Here is a 15,773-nt window from a genome sequence, read left to right as displayed (position 1 = left end):
GGGTTGGCAGCACTCATCATAAGAGGCTGCCAACATTTTGAACAATATAACAAATTTGTGACGCAACCCACCCTTTGGCAAGGTTGGGTTAACCCTACCATGTTCCCATATCAGATACAGCGGCAATGCTGTGATCGGTCATCATCGATATGGGAACCGCCATCATGAACAAGGACATGGAAATGATGCTGAGGGGCTACGGCCTCACCACCGCCCAGATTTTCTATCGCCTGCCGGACCATCCGCTGGTCCTCCAGACCTATGTCTGGCAAAACTACGACCTGGCCCCTGATTTCCCCGAAATGCACGGCTTCCTCAAATTCTGGCAGGAAAAGCTAGACGGCCCCCTGCACTCCGTCCGCTATGTGCACCGACAGGTTATCTCGGCACAGGAATGGCGCGCGCTGAAAGGGGAGTTCATCCTCCACTAAGAGCCGCAAGCCCACATAATCGTTGCGCCCGTTCCCGATGCGGCTTACAGCAAACGTCAAATGAAGACGCTGACGGATAAGGCACGATGACCAAGAACCAGAAGATCGACGAAGAGGCGCTCGCCGAGGCCTATAACCGCGCACTCGCGCTTGAAAAGGCCGGAGATGTAGACGCGGCGGTGAAGGCCTATGAGGAGGTTCTCGCTATCGATCCTGAGGACCATGGTGGCGCAGCCGTACGCATTGCCGCCATGGGCCGGGGCGAACAGCCGTCGAAAGCACCCGACGCCTATGTCGAAACCCTGTTCGACCAGCATGCCGAAGCCTTCGAGGACATTCTTGTCGAACAGCTCGGTTACGCCGTGCCGATGATGGTGCGCCAGCGGCTGCAGACGCTCAACCTCGGCCCCTTCAAGCGCCTGCTCGATCTCGGCTGCGGCACTGGCCTCACCGGCGAGGCGCTGCGCGATATGGCCGAAGACATCACCGGCATCGATATTTCCGAAAACATGGTCGAGATCGCCCATGAGAAGGACCTCTACGAGACGCTTTACGTCGCCGAAGTCGAGGATTTCCTTGAGGACAATGACGACGAGTCCTTCGACATCATCACCGCCACCGATGTGCTCCCCTATCTCGGCGCGCTGGAGCCGCTGTTTTTCGGCGCCGCCGAAAACCTCAATGCCGGCGGCCTGCTGATCTTCTCCTCGGAAACCCTGCCCGACGAGATCATGGCCGGGCGTCCCTACATGGTCGGCCCGCACCAGCGTTTCGCCCATTCCGAAACCTATGTCCGCGAAAGACTGGCGGCGACCGGCTTCGAGGTCGTTGAAGTCACCGACATCAATGTGCGCATGCAGGACGGCAATCCGACACCCGGTCATCTCGTGATTGCGAAGTTCAAGGGCTGAGCCTCCGTCATGGCGGCAGATTTCTTCTCCCCGCCGGGGAGAAGGTGGCCCGAAGGGTCGGATGAGGGGGCAAGCTCTCGGTTTATCTTGACCCTTGCCCCCTCATCCCGCTGCCGCGGACTTCTCCCCGGCGGGGAGAAGAAACAAGGGGCACCGGCTCGCCCCACTGTTTAGAAACATGCCTGAATCAACCTCTGAGCAACATCCGCCAGCCGGTTGAAGAGACTCCACTTTCCGCCCATCAAATCGCCTTCGGCCGCCAGACGATATCCGCCACCTTGAGCTTCTTAGGAACGATCTTCAGATCGTAAAACTCGTCGGCAAGCGCCTGTTGATAGGCAATGGCTTCATCCGAAACCACTGACACGCGACCGAGATCGGCACCCGGACGGGTCAGCGAGACTTTCGTAACATCCTCGGGAACACCGGTGATGGCGGCGAGCGACTTTGCAGTCGCCTCGATGTTCGCCTGCGCCTTTGCGCCTACATTGGCCAGTTCTTTCAGGATCAGCGGCACGAGATCGGGATTGGCCTCGACGAAATCACCATTGCCGAGGAAGTAGCTCCACGGATCGACGATGCCTTCGGCTGTCGAGAGCACCCGGGTCGTTGGCTCCTTTTCCGCCACCGCAAAGTAGGGATCCCAGATCGACCAGGCATCGATATTGCCGCTTCGGAAGGCGGCCGCCGCATCCGGTGGGGCGAGATCGACGGGCGCGATGTCGGCCAACGTCAGCCCCGCCTTTCGCAGCGCCTTGACGGTGACATTATGGGCGCTGGAGCCGCGCTTGAAGGCGACCTTTTTGCCCTTCAGGTCTTCGAGCGTCTTCAGCGGCGAATCCTTCTGCACGAGAATGGCCGATCCGCCCGCCGCCGCCTTATAGGTGCCGACATAACGCAGATTACCACCGGCGGCCTGCGCGAAAAGTGGCGGCACATCGCCGGTCGGGCCGATATCCAGCGCACCAGCACCCAGCGCTTCAAGAAGCGGCGGCCCGGAGGAAAACTCCGACCACTTCACCTCAATGCCGCGATCCTTCAGCAAAGCTTCAAGCGCACCCTGGCTTTTCGCGAGCGCAACCACGCCGTTTTTCTGCCAGCCGATGCGCAGCGTCGTCGTTGCGGCACTTGCCCGCCGGATATGCGGCAGAAACAACGCTCCCGTCGCACCTGCGATCAGCCCCAATGTTCCGCGTCTTGTGATCATATCGGTATCCTCGCTGTTGCCATCACCAGATACCAAAAGCGTAGATATTCGACAGATTTTATCAAATTCTCACGTTGCGCGGAGACGGCGCAGAGAGAATTGAATGTGCTAATTTGCTTGATAGGGCGGAATAAGATTGTCGCGCCTTGGCCGTGCATACCGGCTGGACCTTCCGGCAAGGCCATACCCTAACGGCCAGATCGATGGGGAAAGGCAATCCCCAAATAAATATGCCCTCCCCGGCGGCCGGAAAGGGCATCGTTCAGCGATAGGATAGACCGCGGATCACTCTTCGCCGGATTTCGGATTATCCAGCAACATGTAATCGAGCGGCAGTTCCGTCGTATATTTGATCTGCTCCATCGCGAAGGCGGAGGACACGTCGCGGATTTCGATCTTCGCGATCATCCGCTTGTAGAAGGCGTCATAGGCCGCAATATCTGGCACGACGACGCGCAGCAGATAATCGACGTCACCGCTCATGCGATAGAACTCGACCACCTCAGGGAACTCGGAAACCACTTCGGAAAAGCGCTTCAGCCATTCGATGGAATGCGAGGCGGTGCGAATGGAGACGAAAACCGTGACCTTGGTATTGACCTTGACCGGATCGAGCAGGGCCACACGCCGGCGGATGACGCCGTCTTCTTCCATCTTCTGGATACGCCGCCAACAGGGCGTTGTGGAAAGGCCAACCTTTTTCGCCAGATCGGCAACGGCCAGCGTGGAATCCTCTTGCAGAATGCGCAAAATCTTACGGTCTAGGCGATCCAATGCGTCTACCCTCCTGAATTAATTTCCTTTCAATACACTATTTTTTGCGAAAAAACAGAAAATTGTTTCACTAAATCCGCATTTCCACATGTTGCCGCAGAACCGGAAGCAGCTCCGCAGTGAACCACGGGTTCTTTTTCAGCCATCCTGTATTGCGCCAGCTCGGATGCGGAAGGGGCAAGATGCCGGGACCGGCGTTGACGTGCAGGTAGCTGCGCCAGTTTTGCACCGTCTCCGTCATGGTTTTCGCGCGTTTTTCACCGAGGTGAAAGGCCTGCGCATATTGGCCGACGGCGAGGACAAGCTCCACCTGGGGCATTGCCGCGATAACCCGCTGCCGCCAGTGCGGGGCGCATTCGCGCCGCGGCGGCAGGTCGCTCCCCTTGTCGTCGTACCCGGGGAAACAGAAACCCATGGGTACGATGGCGAAACGGTCAGGATCATAAAACGTCGGTCTATCGACATTCAGCCACTGCCGGAGCCGGTCGCCCGAGGCATCGTCGAAAGGCAGCCCCGATTCATGAACGCGCAGCCCCGGCGCCTGGCCGGCAATCAGGATGCGCGCTTTTCGCGAGATGACCACCACCGGTCGGGGTTCGTGCGGCAGGCGATCCGCGACGCCCTTGAGCGGGCCGTCGCGACAGAGACGACAGCGGGCAATTTCGGCACGCAGGCCGCCCATCGCATCCTGGTCCATCGGCGCGGTCCTTTCTCTTTCAGCCATGCCCCCACCCCAGCAGATGACGAACAATGGTCAGGAAACCGGTTGCGGGGGTATCGAGATCCGCCGCTCGGTGTTCGCGACGCCATTGCGACGGGTTTTCAAATTCTCCCACCCAGATACCGCGCGCCTGCCGACGGGCTTCTGCCTGTTCGCTGGAGAACTGAAAATAACCGGACGCCACTGCAAAGCCCGCAGACACCATGTCCGACGAGACATCCCTGCCGCCCGCGGAACAATAGACGAGCAGCCGGCCATATCGATCTCTCGAACCCCCCGAGCAGGAAAAATCCGCAGCGCTTGCCAGCCGCTGCAGGGCACGGCGCGCTTCCTCGCCGCATGGCCAGCTTTCGCTGCCGCGAAGACATGTCTGCGCAAGCTCGGGCGCATCAATGCCGAGCAGCCGGAAACGGTCGCCGCCCTTTGCCAGCGTATCACCATCGATCACAAAAAAGCGGCCGCGGTGGGTTTCGCTGTTGAACTGATCGAGCCTCGCGGCGATGAGGATGCCAAGAAACACGGTGGCGAGGAAAAGCCCGCCGTCGCGCAGCAGCGAAAAGCCCCTGCCCTTGCCTCCATTTCGTCTCATGTCACAACAAACCCTTGTCAGAAATGGCAAACAAATCCTTTCACGGCAGCATCTTCTTAAGATTTTGGGCGTAGTCTGCAAGGGTTCCTGTCACCCCTGCGTTGTAACAATGAGTAGAAGCGTCAGCACGTCCACCGACAAGATCATCGTCGACCGCTCGAAAAAACACCGCAACAAGGCGGTGTTCGACACGGTGAAGACGACGCGTGAACGCCTGCAGCAGGGACCCGGCGCAAGCGACGCCTATGAGCGCGAAATGCTGACCATGCACATCGCCGAGGCCCATCAGGGCGCGATGATCATGCCGCTTTTCATCGTTCTTGCCTCCGTCATCGGCCTTTACATCACCCGCGACATCAGCCTGATCCTCTGGTCGCTGACCGCACTCAGCTTACATGCGTTTTCGCTGCTGCTGGCCAAGCGAGCGGCGAAACAGGACATCACCGCCGACAATATCCAGCACTGGAAAAACCTTTTCCTCGGCATGCAGATCCTGACCGGCTTTGCCTGGGCGATGTTTGCGCTGGCGGAGCCCACCCGCCACGATCCGACGCTCATTCTTTTCTTCAAGGGCTCGACGCTGCTGATCGCGCTTTCCTTGACCGCCATTGCCAATTTCATGCTGCGGCGGGCGATTTCCCTCACTTTTCTGCCAGTGCTCGCAGCGCTTGGCATGACGGCAGCCATCTCGCGAAATCCATTCGATGTCGGCCTCGCTCTGATGTTCGGCATGGCCATCCTTTTTTGCCATCGCATCACCAACCGGCTCTACCAGACCAGCGTCAAGCTCCTGTCGTCCCAGACCGAAAAGGACGACCTGATCGCCGAACTCGAAGTCGCCAACTCAGTCTCCGACGAAGCGCGGCGTCGCGCGGAGGAGGCCAACCTCGCCAAATCCCGCTTCCTCGCCTCCATGTCGCACGAACTGCGCACACCGCTCAACGCCATCCTCGGCTTCTCCGAGGTCATGTCGTCGGAGGTACTCGGTCCGCTCAACAACCCGCTCTACAAGGAATATTCCGGCGATATCCACCGCTCCGGCCAGCATCTGCTCGATCTCATCAACGAAATCCTCGACCTGTCGCGCATCGAGGCCGGTCGCTACGATCTCAACGAAGAATCCATTTCCATGCTCGAAATTGCCGAAGACTGCATCGGCATGATCCAGCTGCGCGCCCGCGCCAAGAATATCCGCATTTCCCAGCAGTTCGAAGCCAGCCTGCCGCAGGTCTGGGCCGATGAGAAATCGATCCGGCAGGTTATCCTCAACCTGCTCTCAAACGCCGTGAAATTCACGCCCCAGGGCGGCGAAATCCTCGTCAAGGCCGGCTGGACGGCGGGCGGCGGCCAATATGTATCGATCAGGGATAACGGTCCCGGCATCCCAGAAGACGAAATTCCGATTGTGCTGTCGGCCTTCGGTCAGGGCTCCATCGCGATCAAGAGCGCCGAACAGGGAACAGGGCTCGGCCTCCCCATCGTTCAGGCGATCCTGGCCAAGCATGATGGCCAGTTCATCCTCAAATCGAAGTTGCGCGAGGGCACCGAAGGCATCGCCATTCTGCCGGCGAAGCGCGTGTTACAGAGTCTGCCAGCGGTGGAAGAGACCCACGCCATCCAGCCGCGGCGCCGGTCATTTGCCTGAACCCGCGGAAATCTCAGAAAAATAGCGTCGTCACCAGCGAATACAGCACGAAAAATCCGTTCGCCATCAGCAGGCAGAAGACGGCGAACGAGCCGAGATCCTTGGCATGGCGTCCGACCGAAGAGATTTCCGGCGAGATGCGGTCCACCAGCTCCTCGATGGCCGTATTCAGCGCTTCAACCGAAAACAGAAGCAGCATCAGCACCGTGAAGACGAGAAGATGTGCAAATGGCGAACCGACGACCAGCAAAAGGGTGAGCCCCGCGCCAAAAGCGAGAACCTCGTGGCGAAACGCCGCTTCCTGCCACAGCCGGCCAAGCCCCTGCAGGGAATAGCGGGCGGCGGCAAAAAGATGCCTCCAGCCCTTCTCCTTGCGGAAGGCCGGTTCTGGCGGCGGCATGTGCGGCGTCGCTTCCATCTTCAGCCTCAATGATTGGTGGGCGGGGCGATGCGGGTGTCTACCCCCGCTGCCTCGAAGGTCGCCATGCCGGAATGGCAGGCGGCAGCGGCCTTGACGATGCCAGCCGCAAGAGCTGCACCTGTACCCTCGCCGAGCCGCATGCCGAGCGCCAGAAGCGGTGTCTTGCCCAGCTTCTCAATCGCCGCAAGGTGGCCAGGCTCCCCCGAGACATGGCCGATGAGGCAATGGTCGAGCGCAGAGGAATTGGCAGCCTTCAGCAGCGCCGCAGCGGCCGTTGCCACATAGCCATCGATCAGCACGGGAATGCGTTGCACGCGCGCAGCAAGAATCGCACCGGCGATCGCCGCGATTTCGCGCCCGCCGAGACGGCGCATGATTTCCAGCGGGTCCGACAGGTGATCCTTGTGGAAGTCCACCGCCGCCTTCACCGCCGCGATCTTGCGCGCCATGACGTCCCCTTCCGAACCGGTGCCCGGACCGGTCCACTCCTCCGCCGTGCCGCCGTAAAGCGCGAGATTGATGGCAGCGGCAATCGTCGTATTGCCGATCCCCATTTCGCCGACACAGAGAAGATCGGTGCCACCGGCAATCGCCTCCATGCCAAAGGCCATGGTCGCGGCGCAGTCGCGCTCCGAAAGCGCCGGCTCACAGGTGATATCGCCGGTCGGATAGTCCAGCGCCAGATCGAAAATCTTCAGGCCGAGATCATTGGCAACGCAGATCTGGTTGATCGCCGCACCGCCAGCCGCGAAATTTTCCACCATCTGCTGTGTGACCGAGGTCGGATAGGGCGTGATACCATGCCGCGTAACGCCGTGATTGCCGGCAAAGATCGCCACCAGCGGACGGTTGACGGCAGGCGAACGGCCGGACCAGGCGGCCAGCCACATGGCGATCTCTTCGAGACGACCGAGCGAACCGGCAGGCTTCGTCAGTTGCGCATTGCGCTCCTTTGCCGCCACAAGCGCATGGGTATCCGGGCCGGGAAGCTCGCGCAGCAGCGCGCGAAAATCGTCGAAGGGCAATCCGCTCATGCTCATGATATCAATCTCTTTCGTCGCCGCACTGGCTTTCGCATCGGCTCATGCGTCCGGAACTTGTGTTTTCCGGCAAATCGGTCTTTGTTGCGCCTCTCATAATCGCGGATGCGCCGCGGAACAACCGGAAATGCAGAGACTGCAGCGGAGAGAGCATGAAGGCCGGGGATTTTATAACAGATGTCATGCATTCCCTCGCCTTTCTCAGCCGCCTGCCTGTCCCCTCGCGGTTTTTCGAGAACGCCGACGCCATATCGATGAGCCGCACCGCCCGCGCCTTTCCCGCTGCCGGTCTGTTGATCGCCCTGCCCGGCGCCGTCCTTGTTGTCGTGTGTGCTGCCTTTGACGCCTCACCACAACTGACCGGCTGGCTGATCATCGGCATCACCGCACTCATGACCGGCGCTTTGCATGAAGATGGGCTCGCCGACACGGCCGACGGCTTCGGCAGCGGCAAGGACAAGGCGCGCATGCTGGAGATCATGAAAGACAGCCGAATCGGCAGCTATGGCGCCATCGCCATGGTTCTGTCTTTCGCGCTGCGCGCTACCGCCCTTGCCTCACTGGTCGAGACGTTGCCGGCAAAAGCTGCCGCCGCCGCCTTCATCGCCGCGCTGGTCCTCAGCCGCGGCGTGATGGTGTGGCATTGGCAGACGCTGCCCGCTGCAAAAACCTCCGGCCTCGCCGCCGGTGCCGGGCAACCCGGCACCGGCGAGCGCAACATCGCGCTGGCAATCGGTGTGCCGCTCTTCCTCCTCTTTACGCTGCACGCCCTGCCAGCCGCCTCGATCGTGCTGGTGCTCGCAGCAGCATGCCTGGCAACGATGCTGTTTGGCAGGCTCTGCGATAGCAGGATCGGCGGCCATACCGGCGATACGATCGGCGCCTGCCAGCAGATCACGGAGATCGTGACCCTTGTCGCCCTTGCCCTCGCGGCCTGACCGATTGATATAGAGCCCATGGAAACACCCTGCATCCACATCTGCCAACTTGAGCGAACCAACAGCCTCTGCATCGGCTGCGGCCGCACGCTGGAAGAAATCGGCGGCTGGGCCGGCTATAGCGACGAGATTCGCCGCGACATCATGCGGCGGCTGCCGCAAAGACTGAGCAATCTGCCAAAGACCGCCAAGGAGACACAGACCACATGAACAGGCTGACCATCGTTCTCCTTCTGCTCGCCGTTGGCCTTGGGCTCCTTCTCATCAATCACGATGGTGGCCGAGCGCTTGGCATCGACAATGACCGGTTCGCGCATGTTCTCTATCTTCTGCCGATTGCGGGCCTGTTATCAGCGGGCATTCTGGCCGGCAGGCGCGGCAGTCTCGGCACCGTCATCCGACAGCTCGCCGTCTGGCTGGTCATCATACTCGGGCTTGTTTCGATCTATCTCTACCGCTTCGACCTGCAATCCTTCGGTGACCGGCTGCTCGGCGGGCTGATGCCCGGCCGCGCCGTAGTGGTGACGACACCAGGCGGCGAGCAAGAAATCGTGCTGCACAAATCGATAAGCGGCCATTTCGAGGCGAATGTGAATGTCGAGGGAAAATCGATCCACATGCTGGTCGATACCGGCGCAAGCTCCGTCGTGCTCGCCAATGACGACGCAACCGCTGTCGGCATCGATACGACGGGTCTGCGATATACCGTGCCGGTCATGACGGCAAACGGACGCACGGCCGCCGCTCCTGTGACACTCACGGAAATCGCCATCGGCCCAATCGTCAGGCGCAACATTCCAGCCCTTGTGGCGCAGGACGGTCAATTGGGCCAGAGCCTGCTCGGCATGAGCTTCCTGTCCACGCTCGGTTCGTTGCAGATGCAGACGGATGAATTGCGGTTGCGTGATCGCTAAGCGGCACCCTCCTCCGCCTCAAACCCGGCACATTAGCATCCACAGAATGAAATACCCGGTTTACCCAGCAATCGGGTTGTCCGTTTCGCGCAGGCAAATTGTTGCGAAACATTGCCCCCTTGATTTTGCCCCGTTTGATAATCTAAGTTGAGATTGTTCTCAGGGCGGGGTGCAATTCCCCACCGGCGGTATCGGGATTTTCCCGGAGCCCGCGAGCGCTTCCGGTCTCCAAAGCCGGGAGGTCAGCAGATCCGGTGAGAGGCCGGAGCCGACGGTATAGTCCGGATGGAAGAGGACAAGGCATAAGACGTTCGCGCATGCGCGGGCTTCGCATTGCATTGTTCGCCCAAGGGATATTTGGCGCTTTCCGAAGCGCGAAAATGCCGCAAAACGGCATAACCCTTGAAAGGCTTGAAAGAAAATGACCATTGCTAAGATCGAAGACGCAATCGACGCTATTTCCCGTGGCGAGATGGTGATTGTGGTCGATGATGAAGACCGCGAGAATGAGGGCGACATCATTGTCGCTTCAGACAGCATCACCCCGCAACAAGTCGCCTTCATGATGAACCATGCGCGTGGCCTGATCTGCGTCGCCATGCCGGGCGAACGTCTCGATGCGCTCGATATTCCCTTGATGGTGTCGCGCAACACGGAATCGCTGAAGACGGCCTTCACCGTTTCGGTGGATTACATCCCCGGCACGACGACAGGCATCTCCGCAGCCGACCGCGCAAAGACCGTGCGAGCGCTCGTTTCGGAAGGCTCGCGCGCGGAAGATTTCGCACGCCCGGGCCACATCTTTCCGCTGCGCGCCAACCCGAAGGGCGTTCTCGGCCGTACCGGCCACACGGAAGCGGCCGTTGATCTCTGCCGTCTCGCCGGCAAATTCCCTTCCGGCACCATTTGCGAAATCGCCAATGACGATGGCACCATGGCCCGCCTGCCGCAGCTTGAAGTCTTTGCCGAACGCCATGGCCTGTTGATCGTGACGATCAAGGACCTCGTGTCCTATCTGGAAGGCGAGGTCTTTGAAGAAGTGGCGCAAAAGCAGGTTGCATAATCGCGACCCTGCCCATTTCCCCGATCAAAAAACGCCCGGTAAAACCGGGCGTCATCGTTTCCAGAGATATAGCTCGGATCAGTTGCGCAGCCGGTATCCGGTCTTGAACATCCAGCCCACAATCCCGAGGCATACTGCCAGAAACAGCGTGATCATCGCCAGGCTGATCACCGGGTTGACGTCGGCGATCTCATAAAAGCTCCAGCGGAAACCGCTGATCAGGTAAAGCACGGGGTTGAAGTGGCTGACCGTTTGCCAGAACGGCGGCAACATGTCGATCGAATAGAAGCTGCCGCCGAGAAAGGTCAGCGGCGGAACGACCAGCATGGGAATGAGGTTCAGCTGTTCGAAATTCGACGCCCAGATGCCGATGATGAAGCCGAAGAGGCTGAAACTGACCGCCGTCAGCACGAAAAACAGGATCATCATGAACGGATGGGCGATGCTGATATCGACGAAGAACGAGGCTGTGATCAGGATGATCGTGCCGATCATCAGCCCCTTTGTCGCCGCCGCGCCGACATAACCGGCGAGTATTTCCGTCATTGCGACAGGTGCCGAGAGAATTTCATAGATCGTGCCGGTGAACTTCGGGAAATAGATGCCGAAGGAGCCGTTGCCGATACATTGCGTCAGAAGCGTCAGCATGATGAGGCCGGGCGTTATGAACGCGCCATAGGAAACGCCGCCAACCTCCTGAATCCGCGACCCGATCGCGGTTCCGAAGACGATGAAATAGAGGGAGGTCGAAATGACTGGCGACACCACGCTTTGCAACAGCGTGCGGCGCGTACGCGCCATTTCGAACAGATAGATGGACTTGACGGCTTCGAAATTCATTTCTGGCCTCCGACCAGCGAAACAAAAATATCCTCAAGCGAGCTTTGCCGCGTCGAGATATCCTTGAAATGGATGTTGGCAGCGAACAGGGCACCGAGGACATCGGCGATGCGTCCCTGCTCGCCATTGTCCTCGATTTCGTACGTGATCGTTGTGCCATCTTCTGAAAGCATGAGGCCAAACGGCGCGAGGCTCTCCGGCAAGGCGTCGATCGGCTGCGAAAGCTCGAGGAAAAGCTGTTTTCGCCCCAGCTTTTTCATTAGCGCCGCCTTTTCCTCCACAAGCAGCAGTTCGCCGCCATTGATGACACCCACACGATCGGCGATTTCTTCCGCCTCCTCAATGTAATGCGTCGTCAAAATGATGGTGACGCCTCTGGCGCGCAGCTCCGAAACGACATTCCACATGTCGCGGCGCAACGCCACGTCAACGCCAGCGGTGGGTTCGTCGAGGAAGAGAACCTTGGGCTCATGGGCAAGCGCCTTGGCAATCAACACCCGTCGCTTCATGCCGCCGGAAAGCTCGCGCAGCATGTTGTCTTTCTTGTTCCAGAGGGACAGGGATTTGAGGATACGCTCGATGAGTTCCGGGTTCTTCTTCTGCCCATGCAGACCGCGCGAGAAGCTGACAGTATTCCACACCGTCTCGAACTGGTCCGTGGTAAGCTCCTGCGGCACGAGGCCGATCAGCGCGCGGGTCTGGCGGAAGTCCTTCACCACATCATGCCCGCCGACCATGACGGAGCCTTCACCGGGATTGACGAGACCGCAGACAATCGAAATCAGCGTCGTCTTGCCAGCCCCGTTCGGGCCGAGAAGCGCCAGGATTTCACCCTCCCGGATATCGAGGCTGACACCCTTCAGCGCCTGAAAGCCATTGGCGTAGGATTTTGTCAGATTCCGGATGGAGACAATGGCATTCATGGCGAACTCTTTCGAAAAACCGAGCAAGATGAACGCCATATAGGCCGCAGAAGTTGCAAAAGCCAGCCCGATGGGCTGAACACAGCGTTCGGCCCAGGCGAAAAATCAGCCGAAGACGCTATAGAAAAACTGCGCGGCGACAACAACCAGAAACAGCCCGAAGGCGCGCTCCAGCTGCTTCTTGCTGAGCGCATGCGCCAGCCTGGCACCATAGGGCGCAACCAGCAGCGTGATCGGGATCAGCAGGATGACGGCGATCCAGTTGATGAAGCCGGTCGAGAAAGGCGGCAGGCCCGCGTCCCCCCATCCCGCCCAGATATAACCGGCAAGACCCGGTAACGAAATCAGCACGCCGACGCCGGATGACGTTGCGACAGCCTGATGGATGCTCCGTCCGTAAAGCGTCATGAAGGTGTTGTTCATCACGCCGCCGCCCACGCCCATCAGGCCGGAGAAGAGGCCGATACCGGTGCCCACCAGAAAGCGCCCCGGGTTGCGCGGCAGGTCGGAGCCGAGATGCCAGCTCGCCCGGTTGAAAATCATACGGAAGGCGAGCAGGAGGGCGATAAACGCAAATATCAGTCGCAGCGCCACGCTGGAGGCATAAGCGGCGACCACGGATGCGAGGATGGTGCCAAGCGGCACGGCGATGATCCAGCCCTTAAGGAGGTCGATATCCACGGCGCCTTTCTGACGATGGGTCAGAAAAGAACGGATGGACGTCGGAACGATGATGGCGAGCGATGTTCCAAGCGAAAGATGCATGCGCACCGCCTCGGGCACATCCAATAATCCGAAGACATGGTAGAACACCGGCACCAGAACCGCGCCACCACCGATGCCGAACAACCCGGCCAGAAGACCGGCGACAACACCCGCTGCCGCAAGCGCCGCTGCAAACACGATAATCTCAGAAACAGGGGGCATGGAATGGCTCCGGAAGGCCGTTGTCGCAACGGGTGCCACTCTTAGCGCATCAGGAACGGGCAGCAAGCCGCTTCGCCGCCGCACGGTACGCTGCGCGTGTCTTTCGCCGCTAATCCTCGCGCTCTCGGACGATTGGTCTCACATCCGACGCCTGACGGTTGCGAGCGCCGAGCCGAACGCCTTCGCGAAGCTCTCACGATCGTCGGGATTGAGGAAGGAGCCGATATCGGTTGCCCTGCCCTCACCCGTCACGTGCATCGAAACGATACCGATTTCATCATGTCGCCTGACCCGGAAGCGGGCCCAGAAGGGATTGAAGCGGTGCTCCACCATGCGTCCGGCGGGAGAGAACTTGCGAATGGAGAGGCTGGTCCGCGAGACGCTGACTTCCTCGCGCGCCTTTGCGGCCCGGTAGTTCGCGCGAAAAGCCACGTAAAGCAGCAGAAAATCGAACCCGAAGAAGAGGCCGATCGGCCAGGCCCCCGTTGCGAAAAAAAAGCCGCCATAGACAAGGCAGGCGAGCCCGGAAAAGAGGAGCAGCAGGCGAAAACCCCTTCGGCCAAGCGAACGGTGCGGAACGAGTTCCGCCGCGAAAATCGGCTGGTCGTTGAGCGTATCCACGTTGCGTTCCTCTGGGCGGGCTGGATATAGATAGTCCATGACAATCGCCAAGACACGATCCAGCACCCAAACATTGAAAAAGTCAAATCCGTCGCCGCGGCGCAAGCCTGCGCGGGTGAAGACCGCCTATTCGAAGGATGAGCTGACGGAAATCTTCCGCCGCTTCTCCATTCAACGGCCCGAACCGAAGGGCGAACTGGAACACACCAATCCCTTCACCCTGCTGGTCGCCGTTGCGCTCTCCGCCCAGGCGACCGACGTAGGCGTAAACCGTGCCACACGCGCGCTGTTCCAGGTGGCAGACACGCCAGAAAAAATGCTGGCGCTGGGCGAAGAACAACTGATCGGTTACATCAAGACCATCGGCCTTTATCGCAACAAGGCAAAAAATGTCATTGCGCTGTCGCAGATGCTGATCGACAATTTTGGCGGCGACGTGCCGAAAACCCGCGACGAACTGGTGACGCTGCCGGGCGTTGGCCGCAAGACCGCCAACGTGGTCATGTCCATGGCCTTCGGCATACCCACGCTTGCTGTCGATACCCACGTCTTCCGCATCGCAAACCGGCTCTGTCTTGCGCCGGGCAAGACCCCTGACGAGGTCGAAGACCGGCTCATCCGCATCATCCCCGAGCAGTATCTCTTCCACGCCCATCACTGGCTGATCCTGCATGGGCGCTATTGTTGCAAGGCGCGCAAGCCGGAATGCGAACGCTGCGTAATTGCCGATATCTGCAAATCGCCGGAAAAGACTTTTGATATTCCAGCGCCGCTCGTGGAATTACCCGCGCAGCTGTTCGGTGCGGCCAGCGGCGAATGAAGGATCTCGGCGGCTGACAGCCTTATGCAGATGCACCATCATCGAGGCGGCAAAAAGCGGCGTCAGCAGGTTGAGAAACGGGACAGCGAGAAAAGCAGCGATCACCAGTCCCGCCATGAACACGGTGGTGCGATGCTTCACCCGGAACAGCCGCGCCTCAGCGGGTGAGCGAAACCGCATCGCCGCGAATTCGAAAAATTCCCGGCCGAGCAGATAACCGTTCACCAGAAAAAACGCGATGAGGTTGATGCCCGGTACAAGCAAGAGGAAAAGCGCGATCAGGTTGCCGGCTATCACAACGCCGAAAAACTTGATCGACGACACCACCGCCTCGCCCATTGGCATCGCGGTGCCCGGGGGATCGTCGGGATAGCTCCTTTTCTCCACAACTTCGGCAACGTCATCCAGAAACAGACCGGCAATGACGGCGGTGACCGGCGAGATGAGCAGAGCCAGCGCCAATGCGAGGCCTATGCCTGCAAATATGGCGAAAACGAATGTCAGCCAGCCCGCCCAATCCGGCACGCCGGGTATGAGCGTGTCGATCCACGGAAGGGCGAAGTAGATAAAGATCGAACGGATCGCAAACCACAGGGCCGCAAGCACGAGGAGCGTCAGCCCCAGCACCTTCCAGAACACGGACCGCGTCTCTGCGGCAAAGAGATTTTGGAAGGCAAGCCGCGCCGCATCAAAAATCATCAGAAACTCCTCGATACGCCCACGGTTTGGTCTCTCTTTCACATCGGAGATAGGAGATGACAGCAAACCCTGCAAGACAGTCGTTACAACGACTTTTGCGGATTTAAACCGGCGATGGAATTTCCCTTGAATAAAAGATATCCCTAAAATATAATAAACCATCTATTAAAATTCGCACTGGGGAATTCGACGGAGGAGAAGCCAGGACAAGCAGTCGCTACCCCAAAGCGCGGTTAGCACGCCCGTCTGCGCGCACAAGCATCATCGTTCAATAAAGATACAAGAATGA

Annotated in this window: 19 protein-coding genes and 1 riboswitch; of the genes, 8 read left to right on the top strand and 11 right to left on the bottom strand. The window is 59.5% G+C overall.

Annotation, left to right across the window (positions count from 1 at the left end; genetic code table 11):
• Window positions 1-164: 164 nt before the first annotated feature.
• Window positions 165-431 (top strand): usg protein, encoded by a 267-nt coding sequence (locus FS804_RS00335; RefSeq protein WP_004442513.1) that lies wholly within the window; start codon window positions 165-167, stop codon window positions 429-431.
• Window positions 432-517: 86 nt separating this feature from the next.
• Window positions 518-1,342 carry a class I SAM-dependent methyltransferase gene (locus tag FS804_RS00330; RefSeq protein ID WP_144573937.1) on the top strand — a complete coding sequence of 275 codons (825 nt, stop codon included), beginning with the start codon at window positions 518-520 and terminating at the stop codon, window positions 1,340-1,342.
• Between the two features lie 241 nt (window positions 1,343-1,583).
• On the opposite strand, the gene FS804_RS00325 is transcribed toward FS804_RS00330, so the two are convergent.
• The 4 genes from FS804_RS00325 to FS804_RS00310 all read right to left on the bottom strand — a co-directional run bounded on the left by FS804_RS00325 (window position 1,584) and on the right by FS804_RS00310 (window position 4,633).
• Window positions 1,584-2,549: an aliphatic sulfonate ABC transporter substrate-binding protein gene (locus FS804_RS00325; RefSeq protein ID WP_144573936.1), complete on the bottom strand. Its 966-nt coding sequence runs from the start codon at window positions 2,547-2,549 to the stop codon at window positions 1,584-1,586.
• Between the two features lie 285 nt (window positions 2,550-2,834).
• Window positions 2,835-3,323 (bottom strand): Lrp/AsnC family transcriptional regulator, encoded by a 489-nt coding sequence (locus tag FS804_RS00320; RefSeq protein ID WP_003507846.1) that lies wholly within the window; start codon window positions 3,321-3,323, stop codon window positions 2,835-2,837.
• A 70-nt stretch (window positions 3,324-3,393) separates the two neighbouring features.
• Complete coding sequence (locus tag FS804_RS00315) at window positions 3,394-4,047, bottom strand: uracil-DNA glycosylase family protein (protein WP_186376617.1); 654 nt, start codon at window positions 4,045-4,047, stop codon at window positions 3,394-3,396.
• Window positions 4,040-4,633 (bottom strand): thermonuclease family protein, encoded by a 594-nt coding sequence (locus FS804_RS00310; RefSeq protein WP_186376616.1) that lies wholly within the window; start codon window positions 4,631-4,633, stop codon window positions 4,040-4,042. Before FS804_RS00310 ends, FS804_RS00315 begins: the two co-directional genes overlap by 8 nt.
• A 109-nt stretch (window positions 4,634-4,742) precedes the next feature.
• Between FS804_RS00310 and FS804_RS00305 the strand changes: the two genes are divergently transcribed.
• Entirely contained in the window at window positions 4,743-6,278 is a 1,536-nt protein-coding gene (locus tag FS804_RS00305) for a HAMP domain-containing sensor histidine kinase (protein WP_144573935.1), read from the top strand.
• Between the two features lie 13 nt (window positions 6,279-6,291).
• Here the strand turns inward: FS804_RS00305 and FS804_RS00300 are convergent, their stop codons facing one another.
• Window positions 6,292-6,696: a diacylglycerol kinase gene (locus FS804_RS00300; protein ID WP_063948651.1), complete on the bottom strand. Its 405-nt coding sequence runs from the start codon at window positions 6,694-6,696 to the stop codon at window positions 6,292-6,294.
• 8 nt (window positions 6,697-6,704) lie between these two features.
• The gene (gene cobT, locus FS804_RS00295) at window positions 6,705-7,739 is read right to left on the bottom strand and encodes a nicotinate-nucleotide--dimethylbenzimidazole phosphoribosyltransferase (protein WP_063948649.1); all 1,035 of its coding nucleotides are present in this window, start codon (window positions 7,737-7,739) and stop codon (window positions 6,705-6,707) included.
• A gap of 152 nt (window positions 7,740-7,891) precedes the next feature.
• Between cobT and FS804_RS00290 the strand changes: the two genes are divergently transcribed.
• From FS804_RS00290 to ribB, 4 genes are all read left to right on the top strand, one after another.
• Window positions 7,892-8,677 (top strand): adenosylcobinamide-GDP ribazoletransferase, encoded by a 786-nt coding sequence (locus tag FS804_RS00290; protein WP_144573934.1) that lies wholly within the window; start codon window positions 7,892-7,894, stop codon window positions 8,675-8,677.
• Window positions 8,678-8,695: 18 nt separating this feature from the next.
• The gene (locus FS804_RS00285; RefSeq protein WP_063948646.1) at window positions 8,696-8,887 is read left to right on the top strand and encodes a DUF1289 domain-containing protein; all 192 of its coding nucleotides are present in this window, start codon (window positions 8,696-8,698) and stop codon (window positions 8,885-8,887) included.
• A complete protein-coding gene (locus FS804_RS00280; RefSeq protein WP_144573933.1) occupies window positions 8,884-9,591 on the top strand; it encodes a TIGR02281 family clan AA aspartic protease in 708 nt (235 codons plus the stop codon). The genes FS804_RS00285 and FS804_RS00280 overlap by 4 nt, the downstream gene beginning before the upstream one ends.
• Before the next feature lie 151 nt (window positions 9,592-9,742).
• Window positions 9,743-9,892: riboswitch (FMN riboswitch) on the top strand.
• 120 nt (window positions 9,893-10,012) lie between these two features.
• The gene (ribB, locus tag FS804_RS00275) at window positions 10,013-10,654 is read left to right on the top strand and encodes a 3,4-dihydroxy-2-butanone-4-phosphate synthase (protein WP_144573932.1); all 642 of its coding nucleotides are present in this window, start codon (window positions 10,013-10,015) and stop codon (window positions 10,652-10,654) included.
• A 78-nt stretch (window positions 10,655-10,732) separates the two neighbouring features.
• Here ribB and FS804_RS00270 read toward each other — a convergent pair whose 3' ends face one another.
• From FS804_RS00270 to FS804_RS00255, 4 genes are all read right to left on the bottom strand, one after another.
• The gene (locus FS804_RS00270) at window positions 10,733-11,494 is read right to left on the bottom strand and encodes an ABC transporter permease (RefSeq protein ID WP_063948640.1); all 762 of its coding nucleotides are present in this window, start codon (window positions 11,492-11,494) and stop codon (window positions 10,733-10,735) included.
• Complete coding sequence (locus FS804_RS00265) at window positions 11,491-12,417, bottom strand: ABC transporter ATP-binding protein (RefSeq protein ID WP_144573931.1); 927 nt, start codon at window positions 12,415-12,417, stop codon at window positions 11,491-11,493. The genes FS804_RS00270 and FS804_RS00265 overlap by 4 nt, the downstream gene beginning before the upstream one ends.
• 105 nt (window positions 12,418-12,522) lie before the next feature.
• The gene (locus FS804_RS00260) at window positions 12,523-13,344 is read right to left on the bottom strand and encodes a sulfite exporter TauE/SafE family protein (RefSeq protein WP_063948638.1); all 822 of its coding nucleotides are present in this window, start codon (window positions 13,342-13,344) and stop codon (window positions 12,523-12,525) included.
• A 138-nt stretch (window positions 13,345-13,482) separates the two neighbouring features.
• Window positions 13,483-14,004, bottom strand: coding sequence for a DUF2244 domain-containing protein (locus FS804_RS00255; protein ID WP_063948636.1), 522 nt, complete (start codon window positions 14,002-14,004; stop codon window positions 13,483-13,485).
• On the opposite strand from FS804_RS00255, the gene nth reads away from it, so the two are divergent.
• Window positions 14,003-14,785, top strand: coding sequence for an endonuclease III (gene nth / locus FS804_RS00250; RefSeq protein ID WP_144573930.1), 783 nt, complete (start codon window positions 14,003-14,005; stop codon window positions 14,783-14,785). The two genes, FS804_RS00255 and nth, sit on opposite strands and share 2 nt — an antisense overlap.
• On the opposite strand, the gene FS804_RS00245 is transcribed toward nth, so the two are convergent.
• Complete coding sequence (locus FS804_RS00245; protein ID WP_144573929.1) at window positions 14,747-15,484, bottom strand: sulfate transporter family protein; 738 nt, start codon at window positions 15,482-15,484, stop codon at window positions 14,747-14,749. The genes nth and FS804_RS00245 overlap by 39 nt on opposite strands.
• Between the last annotated feature and the right edge of the window lie 289 nt (window positions 15,485-15,773).

The organism is Agrobacterium sp. DE0009 (assembly GCF_007680755.1).
Lineage (GTDB): Bacteria > Pseudomonadota > Alphaproteobacteria > Rhizobiales > Rhizobiaceae > Agrobacterium > Agrobacterium tumefaciens_B.
Note: the sequence above shows the minus strand (reverse complement) of the source record. Positions and strands in the feature narration are given on the sequence as shown.

Coding starts and splice junctions, on each gene's coding strand:
- FS804_RS00335 (WP_004442513.1), top strand. CDS start 165: ATGAACAAGGACATGGAAATGATGCTGAGGGGCTACGGCCTCACCACC.
- FS804_RS00330 (WP_144573937.1), top strand. CDS start 518: ATGACCAAGAACCAGAAGATCGACGAAGAGGCGCTCGCCGAGGCCTAT.
- FS804_RS00325 (WP_144573936.1), bottom strand. CDS start 2,549: ATGATCACAAGACGCGGAACATTGGGGCTGATCGCAGGTGCGACGGGA.
- FS804_RS00315 (WP_186376617.1), bottom strand. CDS start 4,047: ATGGCTGAAAGAGAAAGGACCGCGCCGATGGACCAGGATGCGATGGGC.
- FS804_RS00310 (WP_186376616.1), bottom strand. CDS start 4,633: ATGAGACGAAATGGAGGCAAGGGCAGGGGCTTTTCGCTGCTGCGCGAC.
- FS804_RS00305 (WP_144573935.1), top strand. CDS start 4,743: ATGAGTAGAAGCGTCAGCACGTCCACCGACAAGATCATCGTCGACCGC.
- FS804_RS00300 (WP_063948651.1), bottom strand. CDS start 6,696: ATGGAAGCGACGCCGCACATGCCGCCGCCAGAACCGGCCTTCCGCAAG.
- cobT (WP_063948649.1), bottom strand. CDS start 7,739: ATGAGCATGAGCGGATTGCCCTTCGACGATTTTCGCGCGCTGCTGCGC.
- FS804_RS00290 (WP_144573934.1), top strand. CDS start 7,892: ATGAAGGCCGGGGATTTTATAACAGATGTCATGCATTCCCTCGCCTTT.
- FS804_RS00285 (WP_063948646.1), top strand. CDS start 8,696: ATGGAAACACCCTGCATCCACATCTGCCAACTTGAGCGAACCAACAGC.
- FS804_RS00280 (WP_144573933.1), top strand. CDS start 8,884: ATGAACAGGCTGACCATCGTTCTCCTTCTGCTCGCCGTTGGCCTTGGG.
- ribB (WP_144573932.1), top strand. CDS start 10,013: ATGACCATTGCTAAGATCGAAGACGCAATCGACGCTATTTCCCGTGGC.
- FS804_RS00270 (WP_063948640.1), bottom strand. CDS start 11,494: ATGAATTTCGAAGCCGTCAAGTCCATCTATCTGTTCGAAATGGCGCGT.
- FS804_RS00265 (WP_144573931.1), bottom strand. CDS start 12,417: ATGAATGCCATTGTCTCCATCCGGAATCTGACAAAATCCTACGCCAAT.
- FS804_RS00260 (WP_063948638.1), bottom strand. CDS start 13,344: ATGCCCCCTGTTTCTGAGATTATCGTGTTTGCAGCGGCGCTTGCGGCA.
- nth (WP_144573930.1), top strand. CDS start 14,003: ATGACAATCGCCAAGACACGATCCAGCACCCAAACATTGAAAAAGTCA.
- FS804_RS00255 (WP_063948636.1), bottom strand. CDS start 14,004: ATGGACTATCTATATCCAGCCCGCCCAGAGGAACGCAACGTGGATACG.
- FS804_RS00245 (WP_144573929.1), bottom strand. CDS start 15,484: ATGATTTTTGATGCGGCGCGGCTTGCCTTCCAAAATCTCTTTGCCGCA.